Below are 14,076 nucleotides of genomic sequence, written 5' to 3' on the forward strand. Positions count from 1 at the left end.
GTTTTAATGCAAAATTAACGCTAAAGAGGTACTCATACATTTTATTTATATGAGAGGAATGTTATGTTTGACTCAGGTTCATATGATAGGAGAGTGATGTTTGATAGTATGGCAGGAGGAGGTATTACTCATGAATTTCCTAGCAGTCCTACTAAAACTTCAGAGTCTTTAGGAAAAGAAGTCGAGAATCCTTTTGCACTAGAAACAAAAGAGTTGCACGAAATTATACACAAAAAGGTAACAAAAAAAACACATAATCATAAAAACCTAAAAAAGGAAGATGGGACTATCACAAAATGCATAGAGTTGTTCAGCAAAGGAGCTGATCCTAACGTATTAATTGAATTAGAAAAGTCACTGAGAAAAGAAGAATATCAAAAATATTATAATTATTACACTGAGAAATTTCTTCCAGCATTGAAAACAAAAGTGATAGAGTCAGAGGAATTAATGAAACCTTCAGTACTTAATAATGAAAAAAAATCATCACAAAGATCACCAACAATAAAAGGGAAAATATTAGGAATAATTTCAGGGATTACTAATAAAAGTAGTGACAAAAATCATTCTAGTAGCACTATTCAAAATCAAAAAAGTCATCAAACAGATAGACAAGATAATGCTATGGGATTATTTAAGAAAAAAAGTTTTCCTAGTGAAGTTGCAGTTGCTGAAAGTTCGGATAGTAGTGCTCTAGATAGGTATTCTTTAACTAAGGGTGTAAGTGGAACAGGAACCCCTGGAACGTATAATCCCTTGGGAAGTTTAGATAATTATGATGCTTCAACAGTTCTTATATCAACACAACCGCAAGCAAGAAAGGAGATCGCACAATCACAATTGAATGGCTTCTCTAGACAATTTTGTGAGGATTTAGAAAATAAAAACCCTAGTACAACTGCAGATCCTGTAGAAGTGCCAAGAGGTACAAATACTTCTAAACTCAGTAGTAGTAGTGATTTAGATAGTGGAATAAATTCATCTGGCTTGGCATCAAGTAGCAGAAGAAGCAACTTAACTTCAGTAACAAGCATTTCATCTGAGGAAAGTGTATACTTAAAATCAAACTCTGCTGAGGAAGATAATGATTTGCAACCAAAAGATGAAGGAAAAACAAAATTAGCACATCCGAACAAAACAAGGCCCAAAGGGCCAAGCGGAAGAAGATCTCCTTCTAAAGATCATGGGAAGATTGAAGATCAAGTTAAAAAAGAATCATCTCAGTGTGTGATCTTAGTGACAGGTAGTCAGGCAATGCAATCCGAAAAAAAAGAAGCTGCTAATTACGAAAATAAGAGTAAAGTTAAAGAACCTCATAATAAAAATCTTCACGTCGCACTTGTAACAAGTTCTGCTCTCTTAGCAATAGGGTGCATTGTTGCAGGAGCAATGACATCAGGATTAGTAGGAGCAGGACTGTTTGTGGTGGCTGCAGTGTTTGCTACAGCAGCAGCTGCTGAACTATATTCAAATATTCTGTCAAGTAAATTGACATCCATTAGTGTGAGTCCTCTTATTGATAATAAAGAGCTTACAGCATGGTAAAAATTAAATATGAGTTACTTATGGTGAGCAAGTGAATTCGGTTCTTGTCTATTGATGTAAAAATTGTTATAGTTGAAAAGTATCTTAAAGGTATTTAGCTGATGCATATTCAATTGGGTAGGATTTTTGCTATTGTAGCTCTGTTAAGTTTTATCTTCATGTCATGTCCTAGTAAAGCAAGTGATGAATTGAAAAATATACCAGGAACGTTGAAAGAACTTATTTCTTCATTTTCAGTTAAAGATACCGTAGAAAATATGAGTCCCTCAACAATTATAGGTTTATGTATAGCTACAGTGATACTTGCAGTAGTGTTCAGAGGCCTAATTTTTTTCATGATAATGTTTGGCGTACTGATCATGATGTTTGGAAGCACAGAAAAGGCAACAGATTACCTAAAAGAAAAATTCAACTTTGTAAAGGACATACAGTTACAATCTGATAGCAAAAAGGAAGATGAGAATTAAGTAAGATAGATGGTTCTTTATTATCTTTTTATTGAATACGCATGATATTGTATGCAACCAAAAGTACCAGCCACTAGCTCTAATTCTGAAAAAAAGAACAATTTAGCGTTACTAGAAAGTATTAATTTAGATTTTATCCCTTATGCTTGCCACTACGATGAAGAAACTATACTAACAAAACAGGGGGAATTGTTAAAAATAATCAAGTTAGAAGACTATTCTTCAGTTGATAACTATGGTGATCTTAGAACTGAAATTAGAAAAAGTATATCAAAAAATATCAAGAGTTTATATTTTACAGTTTGGATTCACACTGTCCGAAAGCGCAATAAATTGAGCTTAAAGTGGAATAAAACTGCAGACTTTTCCGATCAGCTACACTCAACGTGGTTTAATAAACTAGTTGATAGTAAACTACAGTATATAAATGAGCTGTACATTGTGGTGTTACTCAGTGATTTTGGCAAACATATTAATAATGCATTTTTTTTTGGCGGGATAAAGAGTAGGCACAAGTTATTTTTACAAAAAAATCATCAAGAATTGCAAAAAATAACTGACCTGATTCAAAAAGATTTAGAACCTTTTGGAGCTAAAAAACTGGGCCTTAGGTCTAGTGAAGGCAAAACATATTCTCAAATGATGGAATTTCTCCATTACATTATTACATTAACGCACAAAGATTATCCAATATGTGAAAGGGATCTATCGCAGCATGTTAAAAACCTAAAAGTAGCTTTCGGTTTCAATAAATTTCAAACATCGTTTGAAGGTCAACAGAAGTTTGGTTCTATTTTTTGCATAAAGGAATATCGAGAAATCCCCTTAGAAAATATAGATAGGTGTTTGCAACTTGACTCTGAGCTTATCATCACAGAAATAATAATATTTACTAGTAATAACAAAGCAGTAAAAGAATTTAAAAAACAAATTAATATACTGCAAATCAGTGAGGACAATACCTTACTTCAAAATTCAGGAATAAATGAAATAATAGAGCTTGAAAAAATTTCTGCTATGGATTTTTGTCAACAGAAAATTATTTTTACAATCTTTGCAGATGATAAGAACAGATTAGCTAAAAATATCAGCGATCTATCCTCTGTAATGTCATTAATCGGTTTGATGATGTTTAGAACTGATCTGCACATGGAAAATCATTTTTGGGCACAGCTTCCTGGAAACTTTGCTTTTGTTACACAACCAAAAAATATATTAGAAAAATATGCTTGCAGCTTTGCTATGTTGCACGATTTTACATCAGGTACGTTAAAAGGAGGAAGATGGAAAGAAGCAGTAACAGTCTTTTTTTCAAAAAAAGGTAGCCCTTACTTTTTTAACTTTCATGGAAAAAAAAATAATGGTCATACCACAATACTTGGAGCTCCAAATTCAGGTAGAACCTCACTGATCAATTTCTTACTTTCGGAATCAAGAAAATTTAACCCTAGGATTGTTATATTGGATAATACTGGAAAATCAATAATATTTACTAAAGCAGTAAGCGGCCAATATTACATAATTGATCCAAAATATAAAGATAAAAGTCTAAAATTCAACCCACTGAACATTGAAGATAGTGCTTCTAATCGCAATATGCTTGTTGAATTGATCAAAAGGATGGTTGCAGATGCAAGTTTGGTAGACGTAGAAGAAAAGACAAAAAAAATTGTAGATTCTATATTTGCTATACCAAGAGAATCGCGCTCTATTTCTCAAATTTCTGAGGTACTTTTACTTCTTGGGGGCAAAATAAGTAAATGGTGTGGTGACGGTGAATTTGCTTACTTATTCCAAGATGGTGATGAGTCAGATATTGACTGGGGAACAAAAACTATATCCCTCAATACTGCAAATCTCACTAAGCAAAAAGAATGTATGTCCGTGATACTTTACTATTTCTTATACTCTTTCGAAGCAAAATGTGATGGCTCACCTGCAATACTTGTTTTGGATGAAGCATGGGAGATAAGTAATATTTTTCCTACAGAGGAAGAGTTTGACGACTGGATGCAAAGAATGACAAAGTTAAATGTTGTAGTAATTCTAAGTACTGAAAACTTAAACCTAGCATTTGCTAGCAAGTTTACTCAATATTTAGATAAGCATGTCGATACAAGGATCCTGATGCCGAACATAAATGCAAATAGGTTATACATGAAAGCATTTTCTCTGTCGAAAGAGGAACTGAATGTCATTTTGCAAACACCAACACAGGAAGGTTTATTTTTGATAAAGCAATACAAAGGTTTAGTAACTTTAAATCTAGATTTGAAAAATATGAAAGAAATACATGTACTTTCAGCTAATAAAGAGACTATAAAGTATATGTATGAAGCAATAAAGGAAAAGGGCGAGAAAGTGAGTAAGTGGTTACCGGTGTTCTATGAAAAATGTAAAGCTTAATCTTTTATTGATATTCTCCTTGATATTTTGTCTTTCTTATCAAGGATATGCTGATTGTCCGCGTTTTGTAGAGAGCAATACTAAACTTGAAGCTGCAGGAAGTAAAACAGGTAAAGGCTTTTGGAAGATTATTAGCCTTGATTGGAGCAATATAGATTTTGACAAAAAATTATTGCAATTTATTAAAGTTACAGCAGTAAATAATCAGGGACCAGAAGGTTACTTCGATCCAAAGATTAAGGTCTGCGATTACGAAGGGAACGACAACTGTTATATATTATCCACTGGAACATTCTGCCACCAGATATATGGAACGCAGAGTACAGGAGCTGGAGTTTCTGCTGCAGCTTTTATTGATTGGGAAGGGGATAAAACAAAAGCTGGAGGAGAAATTGCCCAAGGTCTTGGATGGGAATGGGCAGATGGTGTTACTGATGAGGAAAAAAGAAGATTTACTAACTCTCCTAAAATATGTGCTTGTAGTCAAAAAGGGGCTTGTATGGAAGCTTTTTTTGGAGGTCTTTCTAGAATCTTTTCAGGGGAAAATATTTTCCGTCCAGGGAATATGGAAAACGTTTGCGACACTTGTTCATGGAACGGAAGGAAACAAAAGGTAAAATGTGCCCCTGTGCCGCTTGCACCTGGTCCGCCTCCGTTTTGTGAGCAACTTGCGATGTCACCTCCACGAGTTAGAATTGTACCTATAAGAAACCAAGACAACGATTACTTTAATCCGAGAGTTGGAGTCATTATTGGCGAATTGAAGGAAAGAAGGGAGATATATGTTCCATCTGCTGTTTCAAATCACAAGAACATTCCAAATTGGACATATCCCATTTCAGATAAAGATACTATCCATTATTTCAAAACCTATAGAAAAAAAGGTCGCCTCTGTGCTGAATATTCTGGTACTGAAAGAGAAGAATCAAAAAGAAAATTACAATTTCCTGCTCGCTGCTTTCCAGCACCACCTGCTCCAAAGCCTGAGGAAATAAAGGTAGTAAATGGAAATACGCTAGAGGTAAGAATGAAGATGAGTGAGAACGTTTGTACTTATGACGCACGTGGAACTCACAATAATGGAGTCTGTACTTTTAATGTTAATGCGAATTCTTCTACACACATTGGCCATCTACCTTTAAAAGTAGTAAAGCCAGCAATAGTAGAAAAAACAACCAATAGCAGTAATAGAAAAAGTGATATTGATAATATAATAGAAGGTATATTAAAAAATAACTCGCAATTTGAAGTTCTAGAAAAGTATGGGTATGTTCCTAATATCGAAACAGAATGTAAAGAATATAAGGATGGTAAGTGCAAGCGAGACAATTTAGGATATCCCAAAATAGAAGTAAAATACAAAGAAAATCCTAAAAGTAAAATGCTCTGCCTTTCTGGTTGGCAGCTGGAACCAGAAGAGTTTGTTCTTGAAAAAGGAAGTGAGCTAATATCACTGAAGTCAGTAGGAGCAAGCTATGCTAAACACAATACTGTTTATTCAAAGGAGTCTAATCAGCTTTATTATTTTCCCTGTAACGAAACAATTGAGGTTTTAGCAAAGCCACAAGATGCACTGAATGAAATAATATTCAATAAAAAAGGATATATTTCCATTCCTGCTGAAAATAAGCCTAGAGATAACTGCACGGCGAAAGAGGATAAAGAGGTAGATACAAAACAAAATTGTGACAAATGCAAAATAGTATATGAGTTAATAGATGGAAAGTATGAAGAAAAAAACTGTAATCACGGTGATGATGGTTGCCTCTGCTTTGATGGGGTATGTAATCGCTCAACACAGTATGTGAACAAGGACAACAAGCCTTTTTACTTAAGAGTTTCACAGGATGAAAATGGAGTTGTAAAGAAGTTAGATCATCCAATTAAAGCAAATAGAACAGAAGTCTTTTACGCTGATAAATTATGCAGATTCGATTTAGAGGGTTTAAAAAAGAGATTGCGTGAAATAATAGTAGCACAATTGAAAGGTAGGAAGCAGGAGCTTGAAAGGAGTAATAAAGAGTCTTATGAGCTTGGAGATGGCTATACAAATGACTTATCGATGTATGATTATGTTGAAATAGAAGCATGGGGAGGTGGTGAAGCTGGTCATATAATTGGTAAAGCTCAGTCTACTGTAAGCAAGCAAGGAAGGCCAGGTGATTACATTAAAGCTAAACTAAAAATCAACCCCGATTATCCCTACATTAAAGTAAAAGTAACAGAAGGTGGTGGTGGGCAAGAAGATTATAAATCTAACAAAGATGGGGGACCAACTTTAATAAAAATGTGCAGAGACCCTTCAGAAACAATTTGTAAAGATTTAATTACTGTTGCAGGTGGTGGTACATACAGAACCTATGGAAAAATAGATCATAAAGAGACAATAATTCATGAAGAAAGTTTAAAATTAGAAGAAGAAGTTGTAAAAGGAGATGAGTTAAACTCTAGAGAGGATAATAAAATAGCATACATAAGGAATGGTGAGATTAGATATGAAAATGTAAAAAAATGTAGTAAAAGCTATGCTAATAAAATATATGGTGCTGGCGGTTGTATCAACAAAAGTAAAGGGACTTATGGTAAAGGCGCTCTTGGTCACGTGAAGATTAAACCTATGTTTGAAGAAATTAATAAAGAAAGAGTGAAGAAAATAGATGATGCTATTGAAAAAATGATACAAAATCCAGATGATATCACAGGTATTGATGATTCCTTAATAAATAAACTTGATCAAAAGATTATTGATACAATAAAAGAAGAAATTAGAAAAGAATTGTTAGGTCTATAGTCAAAAAACCCTGATGGTTGCAAATGGGGTAAAGTTGAATTTACATCACTGAGACAGATGCATGTGAAACCAGTGTTTCTTTTTTTGTATCTCAGTTCTCATAATGTCATCCCAGTGCATAATGCACAGATGTACAGAACATTGAAGATGTCATTCAAGTAGCTGACACTGGAATTCATGTAAATTTAAGGGAACGTTCAAAAAAGTGTGTCAAACCGAAAAAAAAGTAATAAATTGATATAAAAAATGGAGGTTTGATATGAGTCAAGCAAATAGAACTACTGGTTTGGTAGATTATAAAGAATTAGAAACAAATATCCTGTCATCTATACGAGAAGGAAGACCATTGACAGGAAGAGATGGAGCATTAACACCGTTTATAAAAAGGTTGCTAGAGGCAAGTCTGGAAGGTGAAATAGAAAGCTACATGTCAGCTGAAAGTGAAGAAAATAACCGAAGAAATGGGAGAAACGCAAAAACTTTACGCACGAGTGCAGGCTCATTTGAGCTGCTAACACCAAGAGATAGGGAGGGAAGCTTTGAACCACAAATAGTCAAAAAAAGGCAAACAAGCCTACATCCAGAACTTGAAGCAAAGGTCTTAAGCACATATACCAGTGGCATGGGATACAGAGATATAGCTTCACATGTTGAGGAAATATATGACCACAAAATATCAGCAGCAGAGATATCTAGTATTACCGATAAACTGCTACCAGTAATCAATGAATGGCGCAGCCGCCCACTGCAATCAGTGTATCCAATAGTATTTATGGATGGCATGTTTTTTAAGGTCAAGGAGGACGGACATTGCATAAGTAAATGTATGTATAATATATTGGGCATAAATCAAAATGGCAGAAAAGAAGTATTAGGTTTTTATTTGGCTGAAAGTGAAGGAGCTAACTTCTGGTTGGGAGTACTAAATGACCTCAAAGAAAGAGGAGTAGAAGATATTCTAATACCAACTCTCATTATTAATGAACCAAATAAGAAGCATTGCAGAGTTGTTTAACCGTGGAAGGGGAAAGAGAGGTAATAAATTTACACAAAGCGCTCTCAAGCAGAACAATTGTATCGTAGATTTTATTGCGCAAAATGTTCTGTTTTATATATAACCAAAACCTCTCAACAGGATTGAGGTCAGGTGAGTATGGTGGTAGGTATATAATTTCGATATTTTTAGGTATCTTTAAACTTTTTGACTTATGCCAACTAGCGCAATCCATCACGAGAAAAGCCTTTCGTATTCCTAAATATTGCGACATCTGTTCAAGGAATATATTTATACAAGCAGTGTTGACGTTTGGTGCAAATAAGCTAAAATTCTCTCCATTTCTGGGATTAACTGCACTATAGAGATAAAAATTTTCCCTACCTAATTTTACCTTAACCTGTGTCCTACTGCCTTTTTTAAACCACCCATGTCCAACTTTTGAATGTGTACCAAACCGTGATTCATCGAAGAAAAATAGCTCTTTTTCAGAATGCATGACAATAGTTTCATTGAGGTTTTTTTTTAAACTCCTCTTGCTTATTTTTATCCTGTCCACTATGAACTGGTCTTGGTGTGATATATGAGAATTTCATTCTTTGCATATTACGATGTATTGTGGATTTGCTGATATTCAAACCAAATCTTTCTTGGATTCTTATTCTCATTTCTCTAATAGTAATATTGGGGTTTTCCTCTATCCACACCTCAATTTGTTCAAGTTGACTTTGGTTCAATATAGTTTTTCTACGGCGTTGAGGTGGAGAAAATAATTTTTCTTCTCTTCCAAATTTTATGTGCTTTATCCATGTAGTAATTGCCTTTCTCGAAATGCAACATATTTTTGCTACAGCTGTTATACTGTGCTTTTTTGCTGCAATTACAGCATTTAGTTTTTTTGCAACATACGCATTATTTCTTACTTTCTTCAGCATCTCTTTTGCTGATTCCACCACTTTTTCATCCAATAATTTTGATCTTAATGCCATCTAAACCTCGCTATTTTACTTACTCCAGTATGGCTTTTTTTCCATTATTGTCTATTCGTTGCTTGTATAGCGGGAATTGGTATTAGGTTTTTATTTGGCTGAAAGTGAAGGAGCTAACTTCTGGTTGGGAGTACTAAATGACCTCAAAGAAAGAGGAGTAGAAGATATTCTAATTGCCTGTATTGATGGGCTAAAAAGCTTTCCTACCGCTATAAATAGTGTATTTCCTAAAGCAGAAGTACAGCTATGCATAGTGCATCAGATAAGGAATTCACTGAAGTATGTATCTAGCAAAGATGTAAAAGTTTTCATAAATGATTTGAAAAAAATATATCGTGCTTCAAGTAAAGAGATTGCTGAGAATTATTTGCTTGAGCTGGAAGAAAAATGGAGTGAAAAATATCCCTTGGTTACAAAATCATGGCAAAACAATTGGGAAAATTTGTCTGGTTATTTTAAGTATTCTGGACCAGTTAGGAAGCTGATTTACACCACCAATCCAATTGAGGGATTGCATAGACAAATTAGGAAATTTACTAAAACTAAGGGCTCATTTACTAATACAAATGCCTTGTACAAACAGGTATATTGTGCTATAAAAAAGGTAGAGCAAAAGTGGACTACAGCTTTGCCTAATTGGTCATTAACTATGTCTCAGCTTGACATTTTCTTTCCCAACAGACTGAAAATTGAGTTGAACTAAAAATGCGGCTTGACACAGTTTATTTAACACTCCCAAAAGGAACTTGTGGTAGACTCAAAAATGGTCATTTTAGTAATGATAAAGAGAACTGGATTTATGTTTCAGTGCCAAAAATAATCAGTGATAATTTATTTGATTCAGTGCAAGTACAGCTAACTGAAAATAGACAAAGAGCAAGAGTACGGGAAAGAAAAGAAACGTTTTTGTTGCGGAGTTTAACAGTATGTCAGCGCTGCCAATATACTTATTGTGGTGCATATAGTAGAAATCAACGTTATTCTTACTACCGTTGTTCTGGCTCCAGGTTTAATGGCAACAGAGTATGTGACAATAAATCAATACGTACTGATGTACTCGATACAGTTATATGGGAAGAAGTTAAGAGTATATTAAAAGAGCCAGATAGGATTGCAAATGAATATCAACGTAGATTGTCAGAGAACAAAAAACCTCTACATAATCAAACACGTGAAAAGCAAGAAAATAAGTTAAGATTAAGTATCAAAAAATTTATTGATAGCTATGCCAAAGGGTTTATAAGCCAAGAAGAATTTGAGCCAAGAATTACAACAATGAAACAGCATTTGAAAGAAATTGAGGAGGAAAGAGAAAAAGTACTTGATCAAAGGAAATTACAACAAGAATTGAGCCTTGTTACAGATAGCTTAAAAAACTTTTCCTCAAGTGTTGAATCAAAGCTTGATCAAGTAGATTGGCAGACTAAGCAAAATATTATTAGAATGTTAGTTCATCAAATTGAAATCAACCATAACCACTTGTATATAGTATTTCGAATAAAAAGTCTTGCAAATTTTGATCAAAATAGCCATAATAGAATTATGCAATGTTGTACTAGCAGTCTAGGCACTGGGATGACAAGAAAAGAGTTGACTTGAATGACACCGAATAGGCACTGGGACAGAGGCTACTTGAATAATATTTCACCATGTCATTCCAGCACTTGATGCTGGAATCCAGAAGTTTTTTGAGCACAAAAGTCATGCTAAGTTTTTGTTGTTAAGAAAGGCTGGATAGCTACTTGAATGACAAGAGGAGAACTACTGGGATGACAAGGGGAGAGCTACTAAATGACATCTTCAATTTCTATGTGTCAAGCACTGAAGAGGTTTCTCCTATTTTCTCTTGATGAATAAATCTAAGTAGAGTATAGTAAAAATGCATTTATGTAGCGATTAATGAGCAACTTAGTTTTAGTCTATATAACTTTTTCAAACTTGAAAGAGGCTCAGGCTATTTCTGAAGAATTGTTAAACGAGAAGTTAATTGTGTGTGTAAATATATTTTCTGAAGTAGATTCTCTGTATTTATGGGAAGGTAAAATTAATAGTAATTGTGAAGTAGTGGCAATTATGAAAAGCAGGAATGATCAGGCTGATAAGATTGTAGAAAAAATCGAGGCAATGCATTCTTATGATCAACCAACCGTTGTGATAATACCCATAGGAAAAGCGAATAAATCTTTTACTAATTGGGTTAATAATGTTATTGATATAAACAATATTGGGGTGTAGCCAAGCGGTAAGGCAGCGGTTTTTGATACCGCCACGCGAAGGTTCGAATCCTTCCACCCCAGCTTTATTAAAGTGTGCGTAAAATGATATCACTTTTTTATAAATTAAGGTTATTTAATTACGTACTGGGCAGTTTGAAAGATATAGTTGTTAAGCTATTTCTTTTCACTCTGTATCTTTATACATCGAGCATTATGCTCATGTTTCTCACCAATGGCTTTTGGTATACTGTAGAATTTAGCTCTTTCAAAAATGCATTTTACCATTTGTATCAATATTTAAAATGGTATTATGAAAATAGAGATGATTTGGGTTATGGAGTTTCTATTAGAATATTAGTAGCGTTTCTTACTCCGCATTTTCTCTACAAATTATTTTCTGGCACAGGCTGGAAGTCTTTTTTCAAGGAGAAGATAGTTCAGATACTCAGCACAAGAAGAAAAATGAGTAATAAACCAAATGGCAGTAGTTATGGTTATAGTAATAAGAACAGTTACGGTAACAATAATCTTCAAGAGGCAGAACGGAAAGTGAATATGATAAAGCAGCTATTAATTCAAGATATAGATGAAGCTATAGAAAAAAGATTAAATGATATTTTTCTTGGTGAGAGGGGTAGACCTCATTAAAAGGGCTTTATCTTTTTTAAAATTGGCTGTATTTTGTTTTTTACGTATAACGGATCGCAATCAGCCAGTATACATGTTTCAACAAAATCTTGACTGAAGTCTGATAGCCAGGAAATTGCTTTACGTTTCTCTACCAAGCTTTCTGTTTTTTTACAGTTACTTGCTGCATCAATCATTGCCTGTGATATCACTGATTGCCACAGTATGCAGTACCTTTGTATATCATCTAAAGTGCTATTTGTTTCGTAATGGTGAAAAAATTCTTTAAAATTGAAGTTATTTGACATTATGTACCTCTTTAATTTGAAAATTAAGATTTGTTGGAAATTTTGTACGAACGTTATCTGCTGAAATGAGTAGCCTTTATGACAGTCAGACCGGGTTTTGTATGAGCTATAAATGTTTAAGAAATTCTCATAAGCATCTGGATAGGTAAAGCCGGGTAGCAAAATAAGGTAGGCGAGAAAAGACAACTATAGAAAAAAATGATCAATGCGCGACACTGGAAAATTGATCACAAACAAGTTCGATCAAAAACCAATGTCTGAGCACTGGCATTATAAAAGGACCTGTGTCAGCTACTTGCATGACACCGTTCTCTCTTATACTTTTTTTGTCTATCTTATTTTGCCACTCTGCTGAACGGATACCATATAATTTTCGCTAATAAGCTTTTTACTGAGTTTTTGTTATTGAGATTGCACAGATCAAAGACAAGTTTTGAGTCAAAAATACCCTTAATATTATAATAAGGGGCTGGTAAAATGTGTCTAGTAAGTTTTCTTCTCTATGCAACTGCACCTCAAGCTAATAATGGACCATCAGGCGTATTACCAATTACATTGATCTGGTTTAATATTTTATTAGTGGGGTAAAATAATTTTTTATAAACTCCTTATATATAGCTGTTAATTTGTGTATATCCTCTACTGACACACATTCGTTTACCTGATGTGCAGTTTTGTTGATCATACCAAATTCAATCACTGGACAAATATCCTTAATAAACACAGCATCAGATGTGCCACCGCTTGTACTCAGCACAGCATCAATACCGGTAATTTTATTTATTGCATCAAGCATAATATCAGTATTTCTATCAGGAGTAGAGAGAAAAACGTCCCTGCTGCTCTGCATAGAAAGTTTATAATCTTTAGTCACATTGGCGCATATTGAATCAATCATCTTATATAAAATGTCCGGTGTTTGTGTATTGTTATATCGAACGTTAAAACTTGCTGCTATTGAATTAGGTATTAGATTGCTAGTACTATTTCCAACGTTGATAGTAGTAATTTCGCAATGTGAAGGCTGAAAATATTTATTACCAGTATCAAAAGTGGTATCTTTTATCTTACTTAATATCGATATCATTTTATATATTGGGTTATCCGCTAGGTCTGGGTAGGCAACGTGCCCTTGTTTACCATTGCAAATCAATTTAAATGTTGCAGAACCTCTTCTTCCTATTTTTATGGTATCACCTAATTTCTCACTACTCGTTGGTTCTCCAACTATACAAAAATCTATCTTTTTTTGCTTACTTTTCATCCATTCCAAAACGGCCTTTGTTCCATGTTCTTCCGTGCTTTCTTCAGCGCTGGTAATCAATGCACTGATTGAACCACTGAATCGAAACTTCTCTGCAACGAAATCTACCATTGCAGCAATAAATGCAGCTATTCCACTTTTCATATCATCTGCACCCCTTCCATACAACATTCCATCTCTAACTTCTGGCTTAAATGGATCAGACGTCCAATCTTTTAACTCACCTGGTGGTACAACATCAACATGTCCAGCAAAACACAAGTTTGGTACTCCATTTATATATTTTGCATAAAGATTTTTAACTTTATCACCAAACTCCAAAATCTCACATTCAAAACCACTTTTCTTGAGAATGGCTGCTATATGCTCTATTGCCCCATCGTCTTTTGGTGTTATACTTTTAAAAGAAATTAATTTCTTAGTTAGTTCTACAGGGTCAATCTTCATATCAATCTTGAAATACTGACAT

10 protein-coding genes, 1 tRNA gene and 2 pseudogenes are annotated in these 14,076 nt (G+C 34.2%); 10 read left to right on the top strand and 3 right to left on the bottom strand.

Annotation, left to right across the window (positions count from 1 at the left end):
* The first annotated feature begins 63 nt into the window (after positions 1–63).
* From ABWU62_RS07715 to ABWU62_RS07735, 5 genes and pseudogenes are all read left to right on the top strand, one after another.
* The gene (locus ABWU62_RS07715; protein ID WP_353288041.1) at positions 64–1,545 is read left to right on the top strand and encodes a DUF350 domain-containing protein; all 1,482 of its coding nucleotides are present in this window, start codon (positions 64–66) and stop codon (positions 1,543–1,545) included.
* Between the two features lie 101 nt (positions 1,546–1,646).
* On the top strand, positions 1,647–2,012 hold the full coding sequence (locus tag ABWU62_RS07720; RefSeq protein ID WP_353288042.1) for a hypothetical protein: 366 nt from the start codon (positions 1,647–1,649) through the stop codon (positions 2,010–2,012).
* 51 nt (positions 2,013–2,063) lie between these two features.
* On the top strand, positions 2,064–4,418 hold the full coding sequence (locus tag ABWU62_RS07725) for a type VI secretion protein (RefSeq protein WP_353288043.1): 2,355 nt from the start codon (positions 2,064–2,066) through the stop codon (positions 4,416–4,418).
* Entirely contained in the window at positions 4,399–7,209 is a 2,811-nt protein-coding gene (locus tag ABWU62_RS07730) for a hypothetical protein (RefSeq protein ID WP_353288044.1), read from the top strand. The genes ABWU62_RS07725 and ABWU62_RS07730 overlap by 20 nt, the downstream gene beginning before the upstream one ends.
* Before the next feature lie 259 nt (positions 7,210–7,468).
* A pseudogene (locus ABWU62_RS07735) lies at positions 7,469–8,173 on the top strand (transposase); the annotation flags it as partial.
* A gap of 13 nt (positions 8,174–8,186) precedes the next feature.
* Here the strand turns inward: ABWU62_RS07735 and ABWU62_RS07740 are convergent.
* A protein-coding gene (locus ABWU62_RS07740; RefSeq protein ID WP_353287090.1) for an IS630 family transposase occupies positions 8,187–9,192 on the bottom strand; the annotation gives its coding sequence in 2 pieces (ribosomal slippage) (positions 8,187–8,729 and positions 8,731–9,192; 1,005 coding nt in all).
* Between the two features lie 79 nt (positions 9,193–9,271).
* Between ABWU62_RS07740 and ABWU62_RS07745 the strand changes: the two are divergent.
* The 5 genes and pseudogenes from ABWU62_RS07745 to ABWU62_RS07765 all read left to right on the top strand — a co-directional run.
* Positions 9,272–9,895 (top strand): annotated as a pseudogene (locus tag ABWU62_RS07745) (IS256 family transposase); the annotation flags it as partial.
* Between the two features lie 2 nt (positions 9,896–9,897).
* A complete protein-coding gene (locus tag ABWU62_RS07750) occupies positions 9,898–10,791 on the top strand; it encodes a zinc ribbon domain-containing protein (RefSeq protein ID WP_353288045.1) in 894 nt (297 codons plus the stop codon).
* A gap of 300 nt (positions 10,792–11,091) precedes the next feature.
* A complete protein-coding gene (gene cutA, locus ABWU62_RS07755) occupies positions 11,092–11,427 on the top strand; it encodes a divalent-cation tolerance protein CutA (RefSeq protein ID WP_353288046.1) in 336 nt (111 codons plus the stop codon).
* Positions 11,418–11,489, top strand: a tRNA-Gln gene (locus ABWU62_RS07760). The genes cutA and ABWU62_RS07760 overlap by 10 nt, the downstream gene beginning before the upstream one ends.
* Positions 11,490–11,510: 21 nt before the next feature.
* Positions 11,511–12,056 carry a hypothetical protein gene (locus ABWU62_RS07765; RefSeq protein ID WP_353288047.1) on the top strand — a complete coding sequence of 182 codons (546 nt, stop codon included), beginning with the start codon at positions 11,511–11,513 and terminating at the stop codon, positions 12,054–12,056.
* Here the strand turns inward: ABWU62_RS07765 and ABWU62_RS07770 are convergent.
* Both ABWU62_RS07770 and dapE read right to left on the bottom strand, forming a co-directional pair.
* Positions 12,053–12,232, bottom strand: a complete 180-nt coding sequence (locus tag ABWU62_RS07770; protein ID WP_353288048.1) for a hypothetical protein — start codon at positions 12,230–12,232, stop codon at positions 12,053–12,055. The two genes, ABWU62_RS07765 and ABWU62_RS07770, sit on opposite strands and share 4 nt — an antisense overlap.
* 676 nt (positions 12,233–12,908) lie before the next feature.
* The gene (dapE, locus tag ABWU62_RS07775) at positions 12,909–14,054 is read right to left on the bottom strand and encodes a succinyl-diaminopimelate desuccinylase (protein WP_353288049.1); all 1,146 of its coding nucleotides are present in this window, start codon (positions 14,052–14,054) and stop codon (positions 12,909–12,911) included.
* Between the last annotated feature and the right edge of the window lie 22 nt (positions 14,055–14,076).

The organism is Wolbachia endosymbiont (group B) of Gerris lacustris (assembly GCF_964028355.1).
In the GTDB taxonomy this organism is placed as follows: Bacteria; Pseudomonadota; Alphaproteobacteria; order Rickettsiales; family Anaplasmataceae; genus Wolbachia.

Coding starts and splice junctions, on each gene's coding strand:
- ABWU62_RS07715 (WP_353288041.1), top strand. CDS start 64: ATGTTTGACTCAGGTTCATATGATAGGAGAGTGATGTTTGATAGTATG.
- ABWU62_RS07720 (WP_353288042.1), top strand. CDS start 1,647: ATGCATATTCAATTGGGTAGGATTTTTGCTATTGTAGCTCTGTTAAGT.
- ABWU62_RS07725 (WP_353288043.1), top strand. CDS start 2,064: ATGCAACCAAAAGTACCAGCCACTAGCTCTAATTCTGAAAAAAAGAAC.
- ABWU62_RS07730 (WP_353288044.1), top strand. CDS start 4,399: ATGAAAAATGTAAAGCTTAATCTTTTATTGATATTCTCCTTGATATTT.
- ABWU62_RS07750 (WP_353288045.1), top strand. CDS start 9,898: ATGCGGCTTGACACAGTTTATTTAACACTCCCAAAAGGAACTTGTGGT.
- cutA (WP_353288046.1), top strand. CDS start 11,092: ATGAGCAACTTAGTTTTAGTCTATATAACTTTTTCAAACTTGAAAGAG.
- ABWU62_RS07765 (WP_353288047.1), top strand. CDS start 11,511: ATGATATCACTTTTTTATAAATTAAGGTTATTTAATTACGTACTGGGC.
- ABWU62_RS07770 (WP_353288048.1), bottom strand. CDS start 12,232: ATGATTGATGCAGCAAGTAACTGTAAAAAAACAGAAAGCTTGGTAGAG.
- dapE (WP_353288049.1), bottom strand. CDS start 14,054: ATGAAGATTGACCCTGTAGAACTAACTAAGAAATTAATTTCTTTTAAA.